This window comes from Streptomyces sp. NBC_01717 (assembly GCF_036248255.1).
Taxonomy (GTDB): Bacteria; Actinomycetota; Actinomycetes; order Streptomycetales; family Streptomycetaceae; genus Streptomyces.
Genome location: NZ_CP109178.1, coordinates 9,124,211 through 9,141,636 on the forward strand (window position 1 = coordinate 9,124,211; position 17,426 = coordinate 9,141,636).

The 17,426-nt window shown below is 67.6% G+C and carries 17 protein-coding genes; 13 read left to right on the plus strand and 4 right to left on the minus strand.

The genetic code is table 11. From position 1 onward, the window contains the following. Positions 1-97: 97 nt before the first annotated feature. The gene (locus OHB49_RS41215; protein ID WP_329166122.1) at positions 98-1,528 is read right to left on the minus strand and encodes a glycosyltransferase; all 1,431 of its coding nucleotides are present in this window, start codon (positions 1,526-1,528) and stop codon (positions 98-100) included. 1,331 nt (positions 1,529-2,859) lie between these two features. Between OHB49_RS41215 and OHB49_RS41220 the strand changes: the two genes are divergently transcribed. The 8 genes from OHB49_RS41220 (at position 2,860) to OHB49_RS41255 (ending at position 10,321) form a co-directional block, all read left to right on the plus strand. Next, positions 2,860-3,105: a DUF2283 domain-containing protein gene (locus OHB49_RS41220; protein ID WP_030976243.1), complete on the plus strand. Its 246-nt coding sequence runs from the start codon at positions 2,860-2,862 to the stop codon at positions 3,103-3,105. A 619-nt stretch (positions 3,106-3,724) separates the two neighbouring features. Next, on the plus strand, positions 3,725-4,042 hold the full coding sequence (locus OHB49_RS41225; RefSeq protein ID WP_030976245.1) for a hypothetical protein: 318 nt from the start codon (positions 3,725-3,727) through the stop codon (positions 4,040-4,042). 502 nt (positions 4,043-4,544) lie between these two features. Then, positions 4,545-5,546, plus strand: a complete 1,002-nt coding sequence (locus tag OHB49_RS41230) for an acyl-CoA desaturase (protein ID WP_329166127.1) — start codon at positions 4,545-4,547, stop codon at positions 5,544-5,546. Between the two features lie 476 nt (positions 5,547-6,022). Beyond that, entirely contained in the window at positions 6,023-7,684 is a 1,662-nt protein-coding gene (locus OHB49_RS41235) for a sensor histidine kinase (protein ID WP_329166129.1), read from the plus strand. A 4-nt stretch (positions 7,685-7,688) separates the two neighbouring features. After that, positions 7,689-8,099 carry a roadblock/LC7 domain-containing protein gene (locus OHB49_RS41240; RefSeq protein ID WP_030976251.1) on the plus strand — a complete coding sequence of 137 codons (411 nt, stop codon included), beginning with the start codon at positions 7,689-7,691 and terminating at the stop codon, positions 8,097-8,099. Further along, positions 8,096-8,467 (plus strand): DUF742 domain-containing protein, encoded by a 372-nt coding sequence (locus OHB49_RS41245; protein ID WP_030976253.1) that lies wholly within the window; start codon positions 8,096-8,098, stop codon positions 8,465-8,467. The genes OHB49_RS41240 and OHB49_RS41245 overlap by 4 nt, the downstream gene beginning before the upstream one ends. Further along, positions 8,448-9,056: a GTP-binding protein gene (locus tag OHB49_RS41250; RefSeq protein ID WP_329166132.1), complete on the plus strand. Its 609-nt coding sequence runs from the start codon at positions 8,448-8,450 to the stop codon at positions 9,054-9,056. Before OHB49_RS41245 ends, OHB49_RS41250 begins: the two co-directional genes overlap by 20 nt. Further along, positions 9,053-10,321, plus strand: coding sequence for a cytochrome P450 (locus OHB49_RS41255; RefSeq protein ID WP_329166133.1), 1,269 nt, complete (start codon positions 9,053-9,055; stop codon positions 10,319-10,321). The genes OHB49_RS41250 and OHB49_RS41255 overlap by 4 nt, the downstream gene beginning before the upstream one ends. Before the next feature lie 70 nt (positions 10,322-10,391). Here OHB49_RS41255 and OHB49_RS41260 read toward each other — a convergent pair whose 3' ends face one another. Both OHB49_RS41260 and OHB49_RS41265 read right to left on the minus strand, forming a co-directional pair. Beyond that, on the minus strand, positions 10,392-11,423 hold the full coding sequence (locus tag OHB49_RS41260) for a 7-epi-alpha-eudesmol synthase (RefSeq protein WP_329166134.1): 1,032 nt from the start codon (positions 11,421-11,423) through the stop codon (positions 10,392-10,394). A gap of 526 nt (positions 11,424-11,949) precedes the next feature. Continuing rightward, positions 11,950-13,458, minus strand: a complete 1,509-nt coding sequence (locus OHB49_RS41265) for a cytochrome P450 (RefSeq protein WP_329166135.1) — start codon at positions 13,456-13,458, stop codon at positions 11,950-11,952. Between the two features lie 459 nt (positions 13,459-13,917). Here OHB49_RS41265 and OHB49_RS41270 point away from each other — a divergent pair, with 459 nt between their 5' ends. Beyond that, positions 13,918-14,190: a hypothetical protein gene (locus tag OHB49_RS41270; protein WP_030976265.1), complete on the plus strand. Its 273-nt coding sequence runs from the start codon at positions 13,918-13,920 to the stop codon at positions 14,188-14,190. Between the two features lie 338 nt (positions 14,191-14,528). Here OHB49_RS41270 and OHB49_RS41275 read toward each other — a convergent pair whose 3' ends face one another. Continuing rightward, positions 14,529-15,002, minus strand: coding sequence for an Lrp/AsnC family transcriptional regulator (locus OHB49_RS41275; RefSeq protein WP_329166136.1), 474 nt, complete (start codon positions 15,000-15,002; stop codon positions 14,529-14,531). 94 nt (positions 15,003-15,096) lie between these two features. Here OHB49_RS41275 and OHB49_RS41280 point away from each other — a divergent pair, with 94 nt between their 5' ends. The 4 genes from OHB49_RS41280 (at position 15,097) to OHB49_RS41295 (ending at position 17,175) form a co-directional block, all read left to right on the plus strand. Beyond that, on the plus strand, positions 15,097-15,960 hold the full coding sequence (locus OHB49_RS41280) for an LLM class flavin-dependent oxidoreductase (protein WP_329166138.1): 864 nt from the start codon (positions 15,097-15,099) through the stop codon (positions 15,958-15,960). After that, a complete protein-coding gene (locus tag OHB49_RS41285) occupies positions 15,957-16,385 on the plus strand; it encodes a nucleoside deaminase (protein ID WP_030976270.1) in 429 nt (142 codons plus the stop codon). Before OHB49_RS41280 ends, OHB49_RS41285 begins: the two co-directional genes overlap by 4 nt. Before the next feature lie 77 nt (positions 16,386-16,462). Next, positions 16,463-16,651, plus strand: coding sequence for a hypothetical protein (locus tag OHB49_RS41290; protein ID WP_030976272.1), 189 nt, complete (start codon positions 16,463-16,465; stop codon positions 16,649-16,651). Continuing rightward, positions 16,648-17,175, plus strand: coding sequence for a SixA phosphatase family protein (locus OHB49_RS41295; RefSeq protein WP_030976274.1), 528 nt, complete (start codon positions 16,648-16,650; stop codon positions 17,173-17,175). Before OHB49_RS41290 ends, OHB49_RS41295 begins: the two co-directional genes overlap by 4 nt. Positions 17,176-17,426 lie beyond the last annotated feature (251 nt).

A 17,426-nucleotide genomic window follows, 5' to 3' on the forward strand; every position in this document is an offset into this window, starting at 1 on the left:
GCGGCAGTCTCCGTCGCACCGCCGTAGCGGATCGCCGACTATGCGTGTTCCCGCATGTACCGACCTTCGGACGGCCCCGACGCCAACCGAGCGGCGCCTACTGGACGGCCTGCGTCTGGGGGCTGGGAAGATCGAAGGCCGGCAGTGCGACCCCGCCGTCCGAGCTGTACGCGGGTCCGCTCCGTGGGTTCGCGGTGCCGTCCCAAGCCTGGTGGGGGATCGCGAGGGCCGGGGCCGGAGCACCGCCGCGGCTCTCGGGAGCTTCGGCGTCCATGCCGACCTCGATCTTGGCGCGGGTGCCCCATTTGGTGTGGCGCAGGGTCGCCAGGGACCACAGGCGCAGCGGCAGCAGCAGCGCGATGTTGAGCAGCGCGTACAGCGGAGCGGCGAGGAACGTCAGCACCCGGTCGACGATCCCGACCATGGCGGCGCCGCGCAGGTAGTGGATGGAGCGCACCCACGACATGACACACATGTAGCCGATGTAGCTGGCGAGCAGGGCCCAACCGGTCGGGTGCAGCGCGATGGCCACGAGGGCGGTGAGCATGGCCGCCGTGAAGGCAACCCAGGTGACGAGCTCGATCAGATTGAGCCACCAGTACATACGGCTCAGCCGGAACTTGGCGAAGAGCAGGAACCCTTCGCGGATGAAGGACTTGCCCCAGCGGATCTGCTGTCGGATGTAGTGCCCGAGACGCTCGGGGACGTCGGTGTAGCCGACAGCGCACGGCTGGATGAGGGACTTGCCCTCGGTGAGGCAGTAGTACGTGAGGCGCCGGTCGTCACCGAAGGTCGCCGGGCGCCCCAGGAACCGCTGGTCGAGGAAGTCGTCGAGATTCTTGCGGATGACCCATCCCCGGTACATCGCGAGGGAGCCACAGGCGCACAGGACGGAACCGAGACGGGAGTAGGCGACCCGTTCGCCGAGGAAGGCGTTGACGTACCGCATGTCGATCAGGCGCGTGAGGAGGTTCGTGCCGCGGTTGTGGGCGAGGACCAACCCGGTGACGCAGTGGACACGGCGCTCCCCGAAGGGTTCGGCGAGTTCGGCGACGGCGTTCTCGTCGAGCACCGTGTCGGAGTCGATGCACAGATACGCGTCCGCGAGCGGATCCTCCCGGAAGCCCGCGGCGAGTCCGTGGCGCTTGCCGCGGTTGTCGGGGAACCGGATGAAGCCGAGACGGATTCCGGCCCGCTCGAACTGCGGGCGCATCTCCCCGATGAGGGCAGCGGCGGACTGGTCGGCGGAGCAGTCGTCGATGACCGTCAAAGACTGAGGCGGCAGGGTCTGCGCGAGGATCGATTCCAGGCACCGTCTCAGCATCGCGGGGGATTCGTTGTACACCGTGACGACCCCGTGAATGCTGAGTCGATGGGTCGTTTTCCTGAATGTGAGCCCGGGACTGCGGCGCCGGCGGATGGACAGGAGCAACTTGATACCGAGGAGAGAGCCGACGGCCACCCCGTACCAGTGCAATTGGCGCCAGGACGAGTAGATCTCGTCCCAAGCGTGTATGAGGGTATGCATGACGAGTGAGGACTCCCTGACATCGTCGATTAGCTCGTACCCGGATAAGTATTGAACTCATGTGTCCAAAATGGGGATATTTTGTCTGAGACATGCGACACACGATGTCTCCGCGGCGCCCGCGAGCAGGCTTGAGCATGCCGCAATCCCGGGCGTGGGGCGGTTATTCGATCCCCCTGGCAGCAGGATTTCGTTGCGAATATATAAGGCCCGTTCAAGGCTTGTCGCCTCGAGCTCCGTGAGCTTGCGTCTCCGTATCTGAGGGCGGAGTTCCAGCGTTCGCCGATGTGTAATCGTCTTCAGCGCTGCTCGCGTCCCGGATGTCGGACAGGGGGAGCTGACCAGGCCGCGGGGACTGGGTGTCACGGGTGCGCAGCAGGGAGTCGTAGGTAGTGCAGCAGGGCGCGGTGCCCTTGGGCGGGTGGTACCCGTAGGTGTAGTTCGGTGCGGCGCCGTGAATGCGCCCTCGGTTGGGCAGCCAGACCTGGGTGCCGCGTCCGAGGTTGGCGTAGGTGTTCCCGGTAATCCCCGTGATGGGCCGGTGGCTTTGGTAGCCAACCAGAGGCCCCGCCAGGACGTAATTGGCGGGGCCTCATTTTCTGACACCGTCGACACTCTGTGTGGCAGATATCCCACGTCGGCACTTCATGTGATCGAACGGCTACCCGAACCGCATGAAACCCGGGATGAGTGCCCGAGACCTCGCCCGTGGAATGGCGAGTCCCCGAGGAAGAGGCCAACCCAGCAGCAACGCTCTCTGCCAGCCCGAATCGGGTATGTCCCGGATACCGACTTCACCGGGTACAACTTCTCCTACGACGCTCAGAAGCCGGTCAGGAGCACAACCGACACAAAACTTTTCCGCCACCAGGAAGCTTGCCCGTCGACACCGCGCTATCTGTTACGGCGGGGAGGAAGAAGAACGCCTACTCACGCGCACAGGCTTGGTTCAGAGAAGTGATGAGTCCGAACAAGATCGCCCCGCTCCAGATTGTCGACGGCATGCATACCTGGACCCCCTGGGTCGGCCGGGCGGTGGTCCAGCCGCGGCCGGGAGAGACATCCGGGCCACCACCCGTACATCGATCCTTACGCCGGAACGGGACCCTCGCACCTGGGCCAGCCGAGTGGTCCGCCGTCACCCGGGCCACCCCCTGATGCATGAGCGCCCCGACAGTCGTCCACAGCCTCTGCCCGTCGGGCGGGCGCAGCGTCGCCATCAGGCGGTTGGACGCGTGGGGCTACGCACGGTGGATGGAGATCGCGCCGAAGCTCTCCGGACGCACCGGCGGCAGCGCCGCCATCAACGACACCAAGGGAGATCGCTCACCGTGGCAGAGGTCGGAGTCACCTACGACGAGACTGTGGACGCAGCGTACGTGTACCTCACCGAACCACATGCCCGCGTGAGGTCCGCGGGCATGTATTCCTGCGATCCGGTGGACGTTGACGCCATGATCGACCTCGACTTCGACGAGCAGGGCCGCCTCATCGGCATCGAGGTGTTGGCGGCCAGTTCAGAGCTGCCCGAGTACCTGCTCCAGTCCGCGAAGCGGCTCGACACCGAAGGTGCATGAAACAGTCGACCGCACTGGCGGCGACCCCGGTGCGCTTCTTTGTGCCGGCGTAGATCCGGCAGCCGGAACACCACGCGAACGCGATGCACCGTTCGAACGCGGAGGACTCAGGCGGATAGAAGCGGTACTGGTAGGAGCGAACAGGCGTCCCGCAAGCGGCACAGATCCGACGGTCGCCGTCGGGGACCGTGTCCCAGGTTCCGCCCCTGAGCCAGCGCCGTCGTTGGTCGGGCGCTTGAAGCTGAGCTGCAGGGATTCCAACAGGACTTCTGGGGTACGCGGCGTCTACGGCTCGTTCGGTGAAGTGGAGGCGTCATGGCGGAGAAGGCGGAGGGCCAGCAGTTTTGTAAGGCGTGCGGCACGCCGGCGAGGGAGGGGGAGTTGTGTGAGCACTGCGGGCAGGTGATGGAGTTGTCGGATCAGCGGGGGCTGGTTGAGGACGAGGGGGCCGCTATGCGGCGTGTCTTTGAAGGCCGGGACGGCTGAGGGCTGTCCCGTAGGCGGCACAAACGGCAACAAGGCGCGAGAGCTGACTGCCTGTCACTCTATGGAGTGACGGCAACCCCTCATCAAGCCGGATGCGCCCCGTATGGCAGGGGTGTCCGTGTAAGGAGTTCCTGTGACCACCTATGTCATCACTGTTCCCGGTACTTTCGTCCACGGCGTCACCGATGCCTCACGCGCCGATATGGAACGCAGGCTGCGCCCCCAGGATCCGAAGAACACCGATCTGGGGGAGAGCGAGGAGTTGAACCTCCTGACGGTCGGTGAGGGCAGTACGTTTTCCGTCAGGATCGAAGTCGAGGCCGACAGTCAGGCCGGCGCCGAGGCGGAAGCAGTACGTCTGGTTTCCAGCGCGCTGAGGGATAGCGGCTTCACACAGGACGATGCCCCGCTGGGCCAGGCCGCCGTGACAGGCATCGACCGCGAATTCTGACCACAGGCACCGTTGCTCGACGATCTGCGAGATCTCGCCGGTGGCGGTGCGGCATCGTGATGCCGGCGTCGTGGGTGGCGGGTTTGTGCTGTTCGGTTGGTGGCGTGGGGGTTTCCCGTGCCGCCGAGGCCATCGATGGCTCGCCGTGTCGAATCGGCGCGCTGGTCATGGTGCCCTTCGCTGCGGTCAGCGATGAACTTGCCGGCGAGCGGCAGTGGGCAGGGCGCGGGTCAGACCCGGTGCGCGGCAGGCGAGGAGATCGATGGCAGAGCACATGCGTTGCTGGGCAAGGTGAGGTGGGTGGAACGTCGAGAGGCGTGCCGAAGGAAATTCGGTCCCGCGGCGTTCACATCCTGGACATCGGCGACGACCTGCACGGATGCCGTCGGGTGGGATCGTATGCCGTGGGCTGGCGAGTGTGCTCGAAAGCGCGCACAGGTGCGCATGATCCCGGCCGGTCCGGCACCACATCCGAAATGGCTCGAGCAACGGCGAGGAATCGATGAACCCGAGCGACGCTGACCGTGCTGAACAGGCCGTCGCCGAACGCGACGCCGAGACCGCGGCCGAGTTCAAGCCGTTGCTCGACGCGCCGCAGACGGCCGCGGCAGGGGTGGCGATGTGGATCTTCGTCGTCGGCCCGCCGATCTGCCTGATCGCTGCGGCGCTGTTCGCGTGGGGATGGGGCTTGTCCGTGCTGGACGTCGGCATGGCGGTGGTCGCCTACCTCGTGTCCGGCTTCGGACTCACGGTCGGATATCACCGCCTCTTCACGCATCGCTCGTTCAAGGCACGGCGGGGCCTGCGGATCGCCCTGGCCGTCGCGGGTTCGCTGGGGGTCGAGGGTTCACCGGTCCAGTGGGTGGCGAACCACCGCCGCCATCACGCCTTCGCCGACCGAGAGGGCGACCCGCACTCGCCCTGGCGCTACGGGACCGACACCCGCGCGCTGCTCAAGGGGCTTCTCCACGCGCATATCGGGTGGATGCTGAAGCGCGAGCTGAGTAACCGTGCCAGGTTCGCGCCCGACATCGCCGCCGATCCCGACCTGCGGCTCGTCGGTCGGTTCTTCGGGTTGCTGACCGCCGTCTCGCTCCTGCTCCCGGCACTGGTCGGCGGGCTCGTCACCGGCACCTGGACCGGTGCGCTGACCGGCTTCTTCTGGGCCGGCGTGATCCGGATGGCGCTGCTGCACCACGTCACGTGGTCGGTGAACTCGGTCTGCCACGTCGCGGGCAAACGCCCGTTCATCAGTCGGGACAAGGCCACCAACTTCTGGCCGCTCGCACTGCTGTCCTTCGGCGAGAGCTGGCACAACTCACATCACGCCGACCCCACGGGCGCGCGCCACGGCGTCCTGCCGGGCCAGCTCGACCCGTCGGCACGCCTCATCTGGGTATTCGAGAAACTGCGTTGGGTCCACGACGTGCGCTGGCCGAGCGCGGACCGTCTCAGCGCCCGACTGTTCCCCGAAGCGGCCGGCCCGCACCGTCCCGCCGTCTGACACCAAACTCACGAGGCGGCGAGAACTGCACTCCACGGCCCGTACGGGCACGCAGAGCCGGAAGACCGGCCGCCGGCGGGATGTAGGCGGGGAATCAGATGAACGCGCGCTTGTCGGCGTCCAGGCGGTGCTCACTGTCCCAGGTCACCGGGAGGGCGAGGCCGGCCCCCACGGAGTGCGGCCGGTGTTCGTCGGGGGCGTTCGCCCGGCCGTTGCTTGGAACTTGGCTGGATCTCGGCGGGAATGGGCTCGGTGTCCCGGCAACGCCGGTGCGCGCACTGCGTTGATCGGATCGGAGCGTGACTTGATACGAACTGGTATGCGGAGGGGGTTGATCCTTTTGACGTCGGACCCGATAGGCTCCCCTGCGGCGCTGCGAGTTGACACGAACGTACTCGATCGCCTCGTGCTGTGTTTTTGACGTATGCGGCGCTTGCACACCCCCCTTGTTCGGTCGTTTGCTTCGAAGGATGCAGATGGAACTTGCCTCTCCGCCCCCGGCGGCGCGTGCACCGGTTGCCCAGTACAGCTGGTGGCTGATGCCGATCGCTTTAGGAGCCGGGACCGTCGCCGCGGTGGTCGCGGGTCCTGACCAGGTCCAGATACCCGCGACGTTCGCCGGCGCCGCAGCCACGGCGGCCAGTGCTGTCTGTGTGAGACTCCTCGTCCGTGCCCGGGGCCAACTACGGCGTACCGACGAGCACTTCCACACCTCGCAGGCCGAGCTCTCCCGGCAGTGGGAGCAGCATGTGGCCGGCCTGGAGAGGAACTTCGCGGCTGAGCGCTCCGGCCTGAATGTGGAACTGGCCGAACAGGCCAGGGGTTTCGAGGCTCAGCTTGCCGAGCAGTCGCAGGCCCACGAGAGCGGCGTTGCTGCGCAGGCCCGGGTCTGGGAGGAGCAACTCGTCCTTCAGCAGGCCGTCGTGGGCAGACTCGGGGACTCGTATCTGCCCGATGCGGTGAAGCGGTTGCGGGACGGCGAGGCCATCGACGACATCCTGCTGGAGATCGGCCGGGAGACGGATGCCGGTCCGGAGTTGCGCGCCGAGTTGCGCAAGGTCCTGCGGACTGCGCTGATCGGTGTCGAGGAGGAGTTCGACCGTTCCACGTCGGCCGAGCAGGCTGTGATCAGTATCGGCAGCCGGATCCATGTGCTTACCAGCAAGCTTCGCGGACGGCTGCACGAGATGCAGGGCGAGCACGGGCGGCTGCCCGCGGTCGCCCAGGGGCTCATGGAGTTGGACCAGGAGATCGGCCCTGCCGACTGTCTCGCCGCCAGTATCGGTGTACTGGGGGGTTCGGACCGGCCGGGCCGGCAGTGGCAGGAGCCGCAGCGACTGCTGAGCGTGGTTCGTGGCGGCATCGGCCGGATCAAGGACTTCGATCGTGTCCAGGTCCGTCACCTGCCCGAACTCGGCGTCGACGGGGGTCTGGTGGACCACCTCACGCTGATTTTCGCCCACCTCCTGGACAATGCGGCGCGTTACTCGCCGCCCACCGAAGCCGTGGTCGTCTCCGGCAAGGAGGTCCCCAACGGCGTCGGCATCGAGATCCAGGATGCGGGCAAGGGCCTGAGCGAGGAGAAGAAGCGCGAGGCGGAGCAGTCCCTCGCGGGTACTTCGAAGGGCCCGGGCCTCGGTGGTATCTCGGAGGACGCGAACCTGGGCCTGCGTGTGGTGGGCTCCCTGGCACGCCGTTACGGCATCCGGGTCACCTTTGCGGACTCGCCGTGGCTCGGTACGTCGGTGGTCGTGGTCGTGCCGCACAAGTTCTTCAGTCAGTTGCCCGCCGCCGTCACCGAGCCGGCTCCGGCTGCGGTGGCCGCGCCGGCCCCCGAGCCGGTCCGGACCGGGTCTGTGGAGACTGCGGAAGCGCTGGACACCACCCCCGGTGGTCTGCCCAGACGCCGCAGCATCCGGAACGATATTGCGGTACCGCAGCCCGGTGCCGCCGACCGCAAGGAGACCGTGGCCGCCGTGCCGCCCGACGCGTCCTTCTCCGGCTTGGCCGCCTTTGCCACGGCCGGACGGGCAAGCGGCCCGCCGCGTGAGACGACCACGGACCGCGACCCGGCCACGGACGCCGAGACGACTGCCGTACGCGAGTTCAACGAGCACCGCACTGAAGAGAGCGACTAGTCCCATGACGCAACAGGGAACCGATGTGAGCTGGGCGCTCCGCGATCTGACGGAGAGCATCAAGGAGATCCGCTTCGCCCTCGTGGCATCGAGCGACGGCAAGGCGATCACTTCCTATGGTGCCGAGGACCCCGACGACGTGGACCGGTTCGCCGCCGTGGTCGCGGGCCTGCAGGCGCTGGCCCAGCCGGTGGCCAAGCAGTTCCCCAAGTACGCGGGGCAGTTGCGCCTCGCGATGATCGAGGTCGACGGGGGCCACTTGTTCGTGGTGCGGGCCGGTGTGGAGACATACCTGGGAGTGCTTGCCAGGGAAGGACTCGACCAGGGTCTCCTCGGTCACCAGATGAGGGACCTGGCGCGCAGGATGGGCGAGCTCCTCGGCACCACTCCGCGCCTGGACGAGCACTCTGGATGAGTGCTCCCCGCCGTCCCACGGACCCGTCCGGTCTCGAGCGCTACTACGTCCTTACCGGTGGCCGCAGCGGACCGGGCGGTTCTGCGGCGAGTCTTGACGTGGCGACCCTCATCGTTTCTTCTTCCGCTGCCGTTCCGGGCATGCAGCATGAGCACGAGGAGATCATCCGGCGTTGCCGCGATCCGCTGTCGGTGGCCGAACTGGGCGCCCATCTCGGATTGCCCTTCAACATTCTCGCGGTGCTCCTGGCCGATCTGCTGGACGCAGGCCGCGTCGAAGCCCGTAATCCCATCCCGGCGTCAGGCGCCGGCCGCGGGCCCGACCTCGCGCTCCTTGAGGAGGTACTCAGTGGACTTCAAAGGCTTTGATCATCCCGACCGAAAGTTGGGCGGCGGCACCCGCTCGGTGAAGGTGATGATCGCCGGTGGCTTCGGCACCGGAAAGACCACCATGGTGGGCTCGGTCAGCGACATCAAGCCGCTGACCACCGAGGAGACGCTGACCCAGGCCAGTGCCGGTGTCGACAACCTGATCGGCGTGGCGGACAAGACGGAGACCACCGTCAGCCTGGACTTCGGCAAGATCGGCATCAACGACGAACTGGTGCTCTATCTGTTCGGGACGCCGGGCCAGGAGCGGTTCTGGTTTCTGTGGAACGGTCTGTTCAAGGGTGCTCTCGGAGCGGTGGTCCTGGTGGACACCCGCCGTCTGGCCTCAAGCTTCAGGGCCATCGAGGAGATGGAGCGGCAGGACGTCCCCTTCGTCATCGCGCTGAACGTCTTCCCGGATTCCAAGGAGCACCCGATCGAGGAGATCCGCGACGCCCTGGACATCTCCCCGCACACCCCGATCGTGGCCTGCGACGCCCGGGACCGGGCATCCAGCCGCGACGTCCTCGTCGCGCTGATACGCCACCTCCAGGAACGCTCTGCCACCGCCGCTCTGGAGCCCCGATGAACGACCAGCTCACAAACGGCCCCTCCGCCCCCCGTGGCTGCCCCGTCGCGCACGGCGGCTCCGACGACCTCACCCGGCTGTACGGGCCGGACGCGGCACTCGACCCGCACAGCATCTACGGACGGCTACGCAAGGAGCACGGGGCCGTGGCGCCGGTACTCCTTGAGGGCGACATCCCGGCCTGGCTGGTCCTCGGCTACCGCGAGAACCGGCGGGTACTCGACAACCCCCGCCAGTTCAGCCGGGATTCGCGCATCTGGCGGGACTGGAAGGAAGGACGCGTAGAGGCCACCTCGCCGCTGATCCAGATGCTGGGCTGGCGCCCCGACTGCGTGTCCCAGGACGGCGAGCCGCACCGCAGGCTGCGCGGAGCGGTCACCGACAATCTGCAGAGCATCGCAGGCCGCGGCATCCGCCGCCATGTCACGCACTTCGCGAACAAGCAGATCGACGCGTTCGCCGACGAGGGCAGCGCCGACCTGGTGGGCGACTACGCCGAGTACCTGCCGATGCTCGTATTGACCAGGCTGTTCGGGCTCCCGGCGGCCGAGGGGCACAACCTCGCCGTCTCGTGTGCACAGGTCATCAAGGGCGGTGAGGGAGCCCTCGCCCACAACGACCGCATCATGGAGATCCTCGGGGAACTCGCCGACCGCAAGCGCGCCGAGCCGGGCTCCGACTTCACCACCGGGCTGCTCGGACATAAAGCAGGCCTCGACGGCGACGAGATCCTCAGCCATCTGCGCCTGGTGCTGATCACCGCGCACACCACCACCAGCAATCTGCTGGCCCGGGTGCTGCAGCTGATCCTCACCGACACCTCCCGGCTCGCGGGACTGGTGAGCGGACAGCTCAACATCACCACGGTCGTCGAAGAGGTGATGTGGAACACCCCGCCGCTCGCCGTCCTCCCGGGGCGCTTCGCCACCGCCGATCTCGAACTCGCCGGTCACCACATCAAGGAGGGCGACCTGCTGGTGCTCGGGCTCACCGCAGGCAACCTCGACCCGGAGATCCGTCCCGAAACGGGGGTCTCCATCCAGGGCAACCAATCGCACCTCGCGTTCAGCGGAGGCGCGCACGAGTGTCCGGGCCAGAACATCGGCCAGGCCATCATCGAGACGGCCGTCGACGTCCTGGTGCACCGGCTGCCGGGACTGCGCCTCGCCGTGCCGGCCGACGACCTCACCTCGACCGCCTCCACCTGGGAGGCGCGCCTGGACGGTCTCCCGGTCGAGTTCGTGGCCCAGACCGCCGCGGTCTGACCGGCACGGACCACCGGTATGTGATCCACCTCTGCCCGGCCGGGCGTACCCGGCCGGGCAGAGCCTTACGTCACACCGCGAGCAGATCGTCCAGCGAACCCTTGCCCGCCAACTCGGCGGTGGCGGCCGGGCCCTCCTTCGCCGCGGCATACCGGCCCGAGGTCAACGCCCACTCGTAGTTGCCGTTGATCCAGTGCTGGATGGCCTCCACCCCCATCCACACCTGGACCCGCTGATCGGTGTCCAGACCGAGCTCCTCGCACATCTTCGGCACGTGTGCCTCAAGTTCGAGGTACTCCTCGAGGCAGTCGGTGGTCATCCGGTACGCCTCAGCGGCGGCGTCCTCCCAGCTGCAGTTGCGCTCCCGATGGAGCACGGCTATCAGGTTGTGGCCGTCCCCACGGCGCTTCTCGCGCTCGAAGGAGTGGATGTCGTTCATGAACCCGATGGTGTCCGCGGCCAGATCCCGCATCCTGACCATCAGTTCGTGCGCCTGCACCTGTGGCGGAACCTCGAAGCCGCGGCTGCGCTCGCCCGCGTCGATGCTGTGGTGGATGCCCACCGTCCGGCGGCGGAACTCCGCGTACTCCTCCAGGCCAAGTGCTCCTGCAAGACCACGGGCCGCCAGGTCCACCTCCTCGGTGTGCGCCACGAGGAACCGCCCCCAGGAGGCGGCAAATCGCGTCCGCCACGTCAGGGACATGCCATTCGAGAGATGGGCCCAGACCTCGGCCCAGGCCACGGTGATCGGGCATACCACGCGAGGAGCGGTCCCGGCGGGGCGCAGCGGAGTGGCGATCAACTCCCGTGCGACCTCGGCGATTCGGTCCGCGCGATCGGGACTACCGGAGTCGAACTGATCATCGAAAAGGAACGCCAGAGAGAACCAGTTCATCAGCACGACCATGTCGTCGGCCGAGGCGTAGGGGTAGGTCCGCGCCGCTGCCTGGGGCAGATCCCAGGACTGATACTCCTCGAACCCGGCCTGGCTGCGCACCAGACCCATCTCCCACACCCAGCGCAAGTGACGCTCCCGGGCGTACTGGAGATGCTCGCTCACGGGAGTCTTGAAGGGGAGGTCGAATGTGACGTCCTGCGGCATTGCCGTCCTCTCTTGAGACGATTCACAGGCCCCCGCCCCTGCGAAAGGGCGATCTGAATTGACGCCCACTGACTCGAACTGCACCTTTTGAGCCGGAAGTTGACGACTCAAGTACGCTTCGAGACTGCCCAGAGCCTAAACGATCTATGCCGTGATCTCTGCAACGCGTGATGCAGGTGTGACTTCGCGCGGGAAGCGACTCAGCACCCCGCCGCAGCTGAAGTACGTCCCCTGCTTCGAGGCCTCGCACAGTGTCCCGGCGAAGTGCTCCCACGGCACGCTGACGGCCCGACCGACTTCGATCGCCTGGACAGGGATGGTGAGGCGACGCTCCGGAGCGCTCGGGATGCTCTCACCTTGCGGTCGAGGCGGGCAGTTGGTCGACACTGCCCGCCTCTTGCCCTCGGCGCTACGTGCCGCGGCGCCCCGGCTCTCTCGTGCGTGTGTCTCCGGTGGGGCTGGATCACGATCCGTAGCCAGGTGGGAGAGCCGAACCGAAGAACTCGTGCCCCAACTCGCCCATCGCCTATTGCCTTTGCCGGGACTTCAAAGGCTGCAACAGACGGGCTTCTTCGGCGCTTGCCTGCGACGTCGATGTTGCTTGCGGGTAGTACGCCATTGTCAGGGTGTCTGGCTTGACGGTGACGACGGCCTGAGTGCGAGGGGGGCGGGACGCGAGCGTGAAGCGAGGCCAGGCCTGGAGGATGCTCGCCAGGATGATCTGCAGTTCGGCCCAGGCGAAGTTTTCGCCGATGCACTTGCGGCGTCCGTCGCCGAAGGCGAGGAACGAACCACGGGCGGCGGGTGTGCGCTCGGCTGTCCAGCGGTCCGGGTCGAACGTGTCGGGGTCAGGAAAGTAGAGGGCGTCGTGCTGGTGGAGGTAAGGGCTCCACACGACGTCTGCCCCTTCGGGAATGAGATGACCGCCGAGGTCGATGTCACGAGCTGCGGTTCGGGTCACCATCCAGGCCGGCCCGTACTTGCGGATGGCTTCCTGCAGCACCTGGCGGGCGTAGTGGAGTTGAGCGACGTCGTCGTAGCGGAGAGGGCGGTCACCACAGACGGCGGTGAGTTCCTCGCGCAGGCGCCTCTGGACCTCGTCGTGCTGAGTGATCTCATACAGCGTCCAGGCCAAGGTTGTGCCGGTGGTCTCGATCGCCCCCGTCAGCAAGGTGATGGCCTCGTCCTGCAGTTGCTGCCCCGTGAGGGGCTCCTCGGCGGTCAGAAGGGTTTTGAAGAGTCCGTCCTGGCCCTTGGTCCGGGCTTCGGCATGCGGGCACCGTTCTGCATCGGCTGAGACCGCGTCGGCTGAGGGCGCCGGGCCCGGAGACCGCTCGGCGTGGTGATCGATCGCCTGGTCGATGAGAGCGCGTAGCCGGGCCACACGGTCCGCGTGCGCACGGTTGGCCGGCAGCGGGAGGCGAGCGATCCACGGCGGAAGGATCGTCTGGCGGATCGCCCCCTTCATGATCTCGGGCATGAGGGTGACGAACTCGCCCTCCAGATGTTCGGGGAGGTCCGCCCCGAACAGGGCGACCAGGAACGCGGAGAGGGCGACCTCGTTCATGTCCGCGTATACGTCGCGCGGCACAGCCGCAGGCCAAGCACTGACCACGTCCTGCACCTGGTCGATCATGGCGGCGGCGCGATCGGCGATGTGGGCCTTGTTGAACATGGGTTGTATCAGGCGGCGGTTGCGTAGATGCGTATCGCCGTCGGCGACTGTAGCGAGCCCGTCACCGAAGAACATGCGCAGCGCGTCAATGATCTTGCCGCCCTTCACGAAATGCGCGGAGTCGGTCACCAGGACCTTGCGGGTCAGGGCGGGGTCAGTGACGACAAAGGCGGGTGTGGGACCGATACGTATGCGGACGACGCTGCCGTGCTCGCGCAGTGAGGTCATGAACGGCAGCGGTCGGCGGGCGAGCTGGAGAGCATGCCCGATCAGCGGGAGGGAGCCGGGTGCGGTTGGCGTGGGGGATGTCGACGAGGCAGCGACGCTCGTGGGGGTCGTCGACGAGGCGGGGGCGCTCATGGGGCGGATCACTCCTTGTGGGGGGCATCGGCAACGGCCGGACCATTCCCACGTCGCGATCATGGAATGCCGCCCGATGGAGACCTTTGCGTTACATGCACGGGTCACTCACGGGGGACTGACGGATCTCGTCTCCGGGCGGGCAGGGCCCTGTGCTCTCCACTGCCGATCGCGTGACGTGGGTAGTCGGCACCGCGTGGAAGGAGCGAGGCCTGTCGCTGGGCGCCTCGAACCGCTGTGGCCCGCTGCACAGCAGGGGAGCGGTCACGGGCTCGGCCGACGTAGGGAACGCCGTCGTCAGCGTCAGCGACGGCCCCACAACGCATGAGTACCCGCCCGCGCAAGCTCGGCCAACCCTTCAGCTGCTGGTCGATCCGCAAACTCGCCGTGTCAGTGAGCGGGGGATCAGCGCTGGGCGTGCGGTTGCCCCGGTGTGGTGGTGGCGGGACTGTGGGACATATGGCGAGTCGGTATCACGGCGATGCGTTGCTGGTTGCTGGGCATCTGCAGATCCCTGTTCAGGCCGAGCTGATGGCCGGGCCCGAGGCTTGGCGCGGCAGTCTGCGCGGTGTCCCTACGAACCGGATTTTTGACCTGCTCGACAGTGACGAGCTCCGGCTGTGCATGCCGAACGGCCAAGAACGTCGAGTCCGCCAGGAGACGGCCAGTCACGCTCACGAGAGTGAGTTCACGATCGTGCCGATCTCGGGCGAGGGCTGCGCGCCGTTCTAAAGGCTGTCCCGTAATCCCTGGTGGATCGGCGCGCCGCGTCGGATGCGGTGCATCGCAAGGCGGAGGAGCGTCCTCATACTGGGCGTATTCGGGCGTTCCGACAACGGGGTACCCCCGTGCCGTTGAGGCTACGGGGGAGAGGTGCCGTAGCTGTCGTCGCGCGCCCGCCAGGGATTACGGGACAGCCCTTAGGCGCCCTTAGGCGTTCTCTGGACCCGTTCCCCTTGCTGGTGTCCTGTGCGACTGAATCCTGAGCGTTCGCCATCCTCGGATCATGGCTTTGACACGGCCGTGGCCGTTCAGCGTCACTGCCATGGCCGAGCGTGTCGAGGCGATTCTCAAGCCGGCCCGGTATGTGTCCCAGGCACTCGAGGGCCGCGGAACGGGAGCGTCCGGCTGAGGACGAGGTTGGTGGTCGTGCTCCCGAACTGGGCCAGTTCGTCGACGATCTCCTCCAGGTGGGCCATCGAGGTGGTCGCCACTTTGAGGACGTAGCAGTCGTCCCCGGTGGTGCGCAGGCACTCCAGGATCTCCGTGCGCTCCTCAAGCAGGCGGCGCAACGGCTCGTGGCGGGTCCCCGGCCCCGGGTATTTCAGCCGAACCACCGAAAGCACCCCGTACCCGATCCGCTCCAGGTCCACCTCCGCCCGGTATCCCGTGATCACCTCGGCCGCCTCCAGCCGCCGCACCCGCTCCTTCGTCGCCGACGCGCTCAGGTTCACCCGCCGTGCCAGCTCCGTGAACGCGATCCGGCCCTCCCGTTGGACTTCGGCGAGGATGGCCCAGTCCGTCGCGTCAAGACTCTCGGTCATCCGCCCAGAATACCGGCGGATCCACGGTCGATCTGCCTCTGGACAGGCGGGAAGGCCTTCTGGCATCCGATACACACTGGCTAGGCTCGGCGGCGTGAAGATCGGAGTCAACGTCCTCAATTTCGGCCCCGGCAGCGACCCGGGAGTCCTTCGGAGCTGGGCCCAGACCGTGGAGGGCCTGGGCTTCGACCTGCTGATGGTCTCGGACCACGTCGCCATCACGCCCGACGTCGCCGAGCGCTATCCGGCACCCTTCTACGAGCCGTTCACCACCTTGTCCTGGCTGGCCGGCCTCACAACCCGGGTCCGGCTCGGCACGACCGTCCTCATCGCTCCTTACCGGCACCCGCTGCTCACCGCCCGGATGGCGGCCAACCTGCAGGAGCTGAGCGGCGGCCGACTGGTTCTCGGCGTGGGAGTGGGCTGGGCACGGCAGGAGTTCGCCGCCCTCGGGGTCCCGTTCGAGCGGCGTGGACGACTGACCGACGAGCACCTGCGGGACATGCGGGCAGCATGGGCGGACACCGCCTCCTACGGCGACCGGAGGATCCCTGTGTGGGTCGGCGGCAACAGCGACGCGGGGCTGCGCCGGGCCGTGCGGCTCGGGGACGCATGGCATCCGCTGCGCTGCACCATGCCGTGGCTGCGCGAAGCCGCGGTCAGACTGAAGACGTTCGCGGACGAGCAACGTCTCGCCGTGCCCGCCCTGGCCCCCCGGATCGCGCTCAGACTCACCGAGGCACCGGTCGGCGGACCGAGCCGACTCGCCGGTGAGGGCACCATCGATCAGATCATGGATGACCTCGACCAGCTGCGGCTGCTGGACGCCGAGGCCGTCGTCCTCGACCCGTACGACGGCGACCCCCGCGAGACCTGCCACCCACAGGCGGTTTGGCAAGCACTCGACACAGTGGCCGCACACCTGTACCCACACCGCACCGGAACGGAGCCGTCATGACCACACCGGACGACCACGCCCTCCTCAGGCGGGCCATCGCGCTCGCGGCCCAGGCACGCGCGGCGGGCAACCCACCGTTCGGCTCGCTGCTGTCGGCACCGGACGGAACGGTTCTGGCGGAGGAGCACAACACGACCCTCACCGACCAGGACATCACCGCGCACCCGGAACTGAAGCTGGCGAGGTGGGCCGCAAGAGAGCTGGACACGGCCACGGCGGCGGAAACCACGATGTACACCAGCTGCCAGCCGTGCGAGATGTGCGAGGCGGTCATCCAACGGGCGGGGCTGCGGCGGGTGGTGTTCGCCCTGTCCAACGAACAGCTCCTGGACATCAGGCCGGGCAGCAGCCGGCCGCCCGTGCCGCGAAACGGCCCCGCGCTGCTCGACGAGGTGCGGGCCGTGGTCGAGGGGTACTACCGATGACCGTCCGGCATCGCGGCCGTCTCCCGGCTCCTCCTCCTGGTCGAGCTGATTGCCGGCTCCCGCAGGAGGAGGTTCGGGTGCCCGGCCGGGTCATGCCCGTGCTCGACGATCTCGGTGTCCCCGCCGTCCTGGACGTGTCGCGCAGCGTGGAGTGGGGCGCGGATGTGGCGGCTGGCCCCGGGTTCGAGGCGTTTGTTCGTCTCGGCCGTGATCCGGGGTCGGACCTCGTGCGCGAAATCGGTCACCGGCAGCAGGTGACAGCATGACGTCGGGCGACCTGCGACGCCTGGTGGTGCTGCGGCATGCCAAATCGGCCTGGCCCGACGGCGTGCCCGACCACGAGCGGCCTCTCGCCCCGCGCGGCCGTCGTGATGCTCCGGCGGCCGGCCGCTGGCTGCGTGAGGCCGGCTGCGTTCCAGACTTCGTCGTGTGCTCCACCGCCGGCCGTACCCGTCAGACGTGGGATCTCGTCTCGAACGAGGTCGACGCCACCACGCCGGTGACCCACGACGCACGCCTCTACCGGGCGAGCGCCGGGGAGTTGCTCGGTGTCGTACGGGACATCCCGGCGCGTGTACGGACGCTGATGCTGGTCGGACACAACCCCGGCGTGCAGGACCTGGTCCTGATGCTCGCCGGTGAGGCGGACGGCTGCACCCTGGAGCAGACGCGTGCGAAGTTCCCGACGTCCGCGATCGCCGTGCTGTGCCTGCCCGGCCCATGGTCGGACCTGGAGCCGGGGGCTGCCCGGCTGACCGAGATGGTCGTGCCCCGCGGCGCGAAGCCATGACGGGGTGGCGGCGGCCCAGCGGTGCGTATGAGGCTCGCCTTGACCCTCTGAACGGGCCGCTGGTCACTCGAATGGCGGCGAGCGGACGGCGACTGGCATGGCCCGGACGCCGCGAGGAAGCGGCCGGTGCGCGCCGACGCTGTTATCCGTCACGGGCGACCTGGCCTGGATCATGGTCGTTGCTCTCTGGTGGGGGCCGGTTCCGCCGTGTAACGTCGTTGTCAGATGTCGTGGTTCGCAGTTCCTGCCCG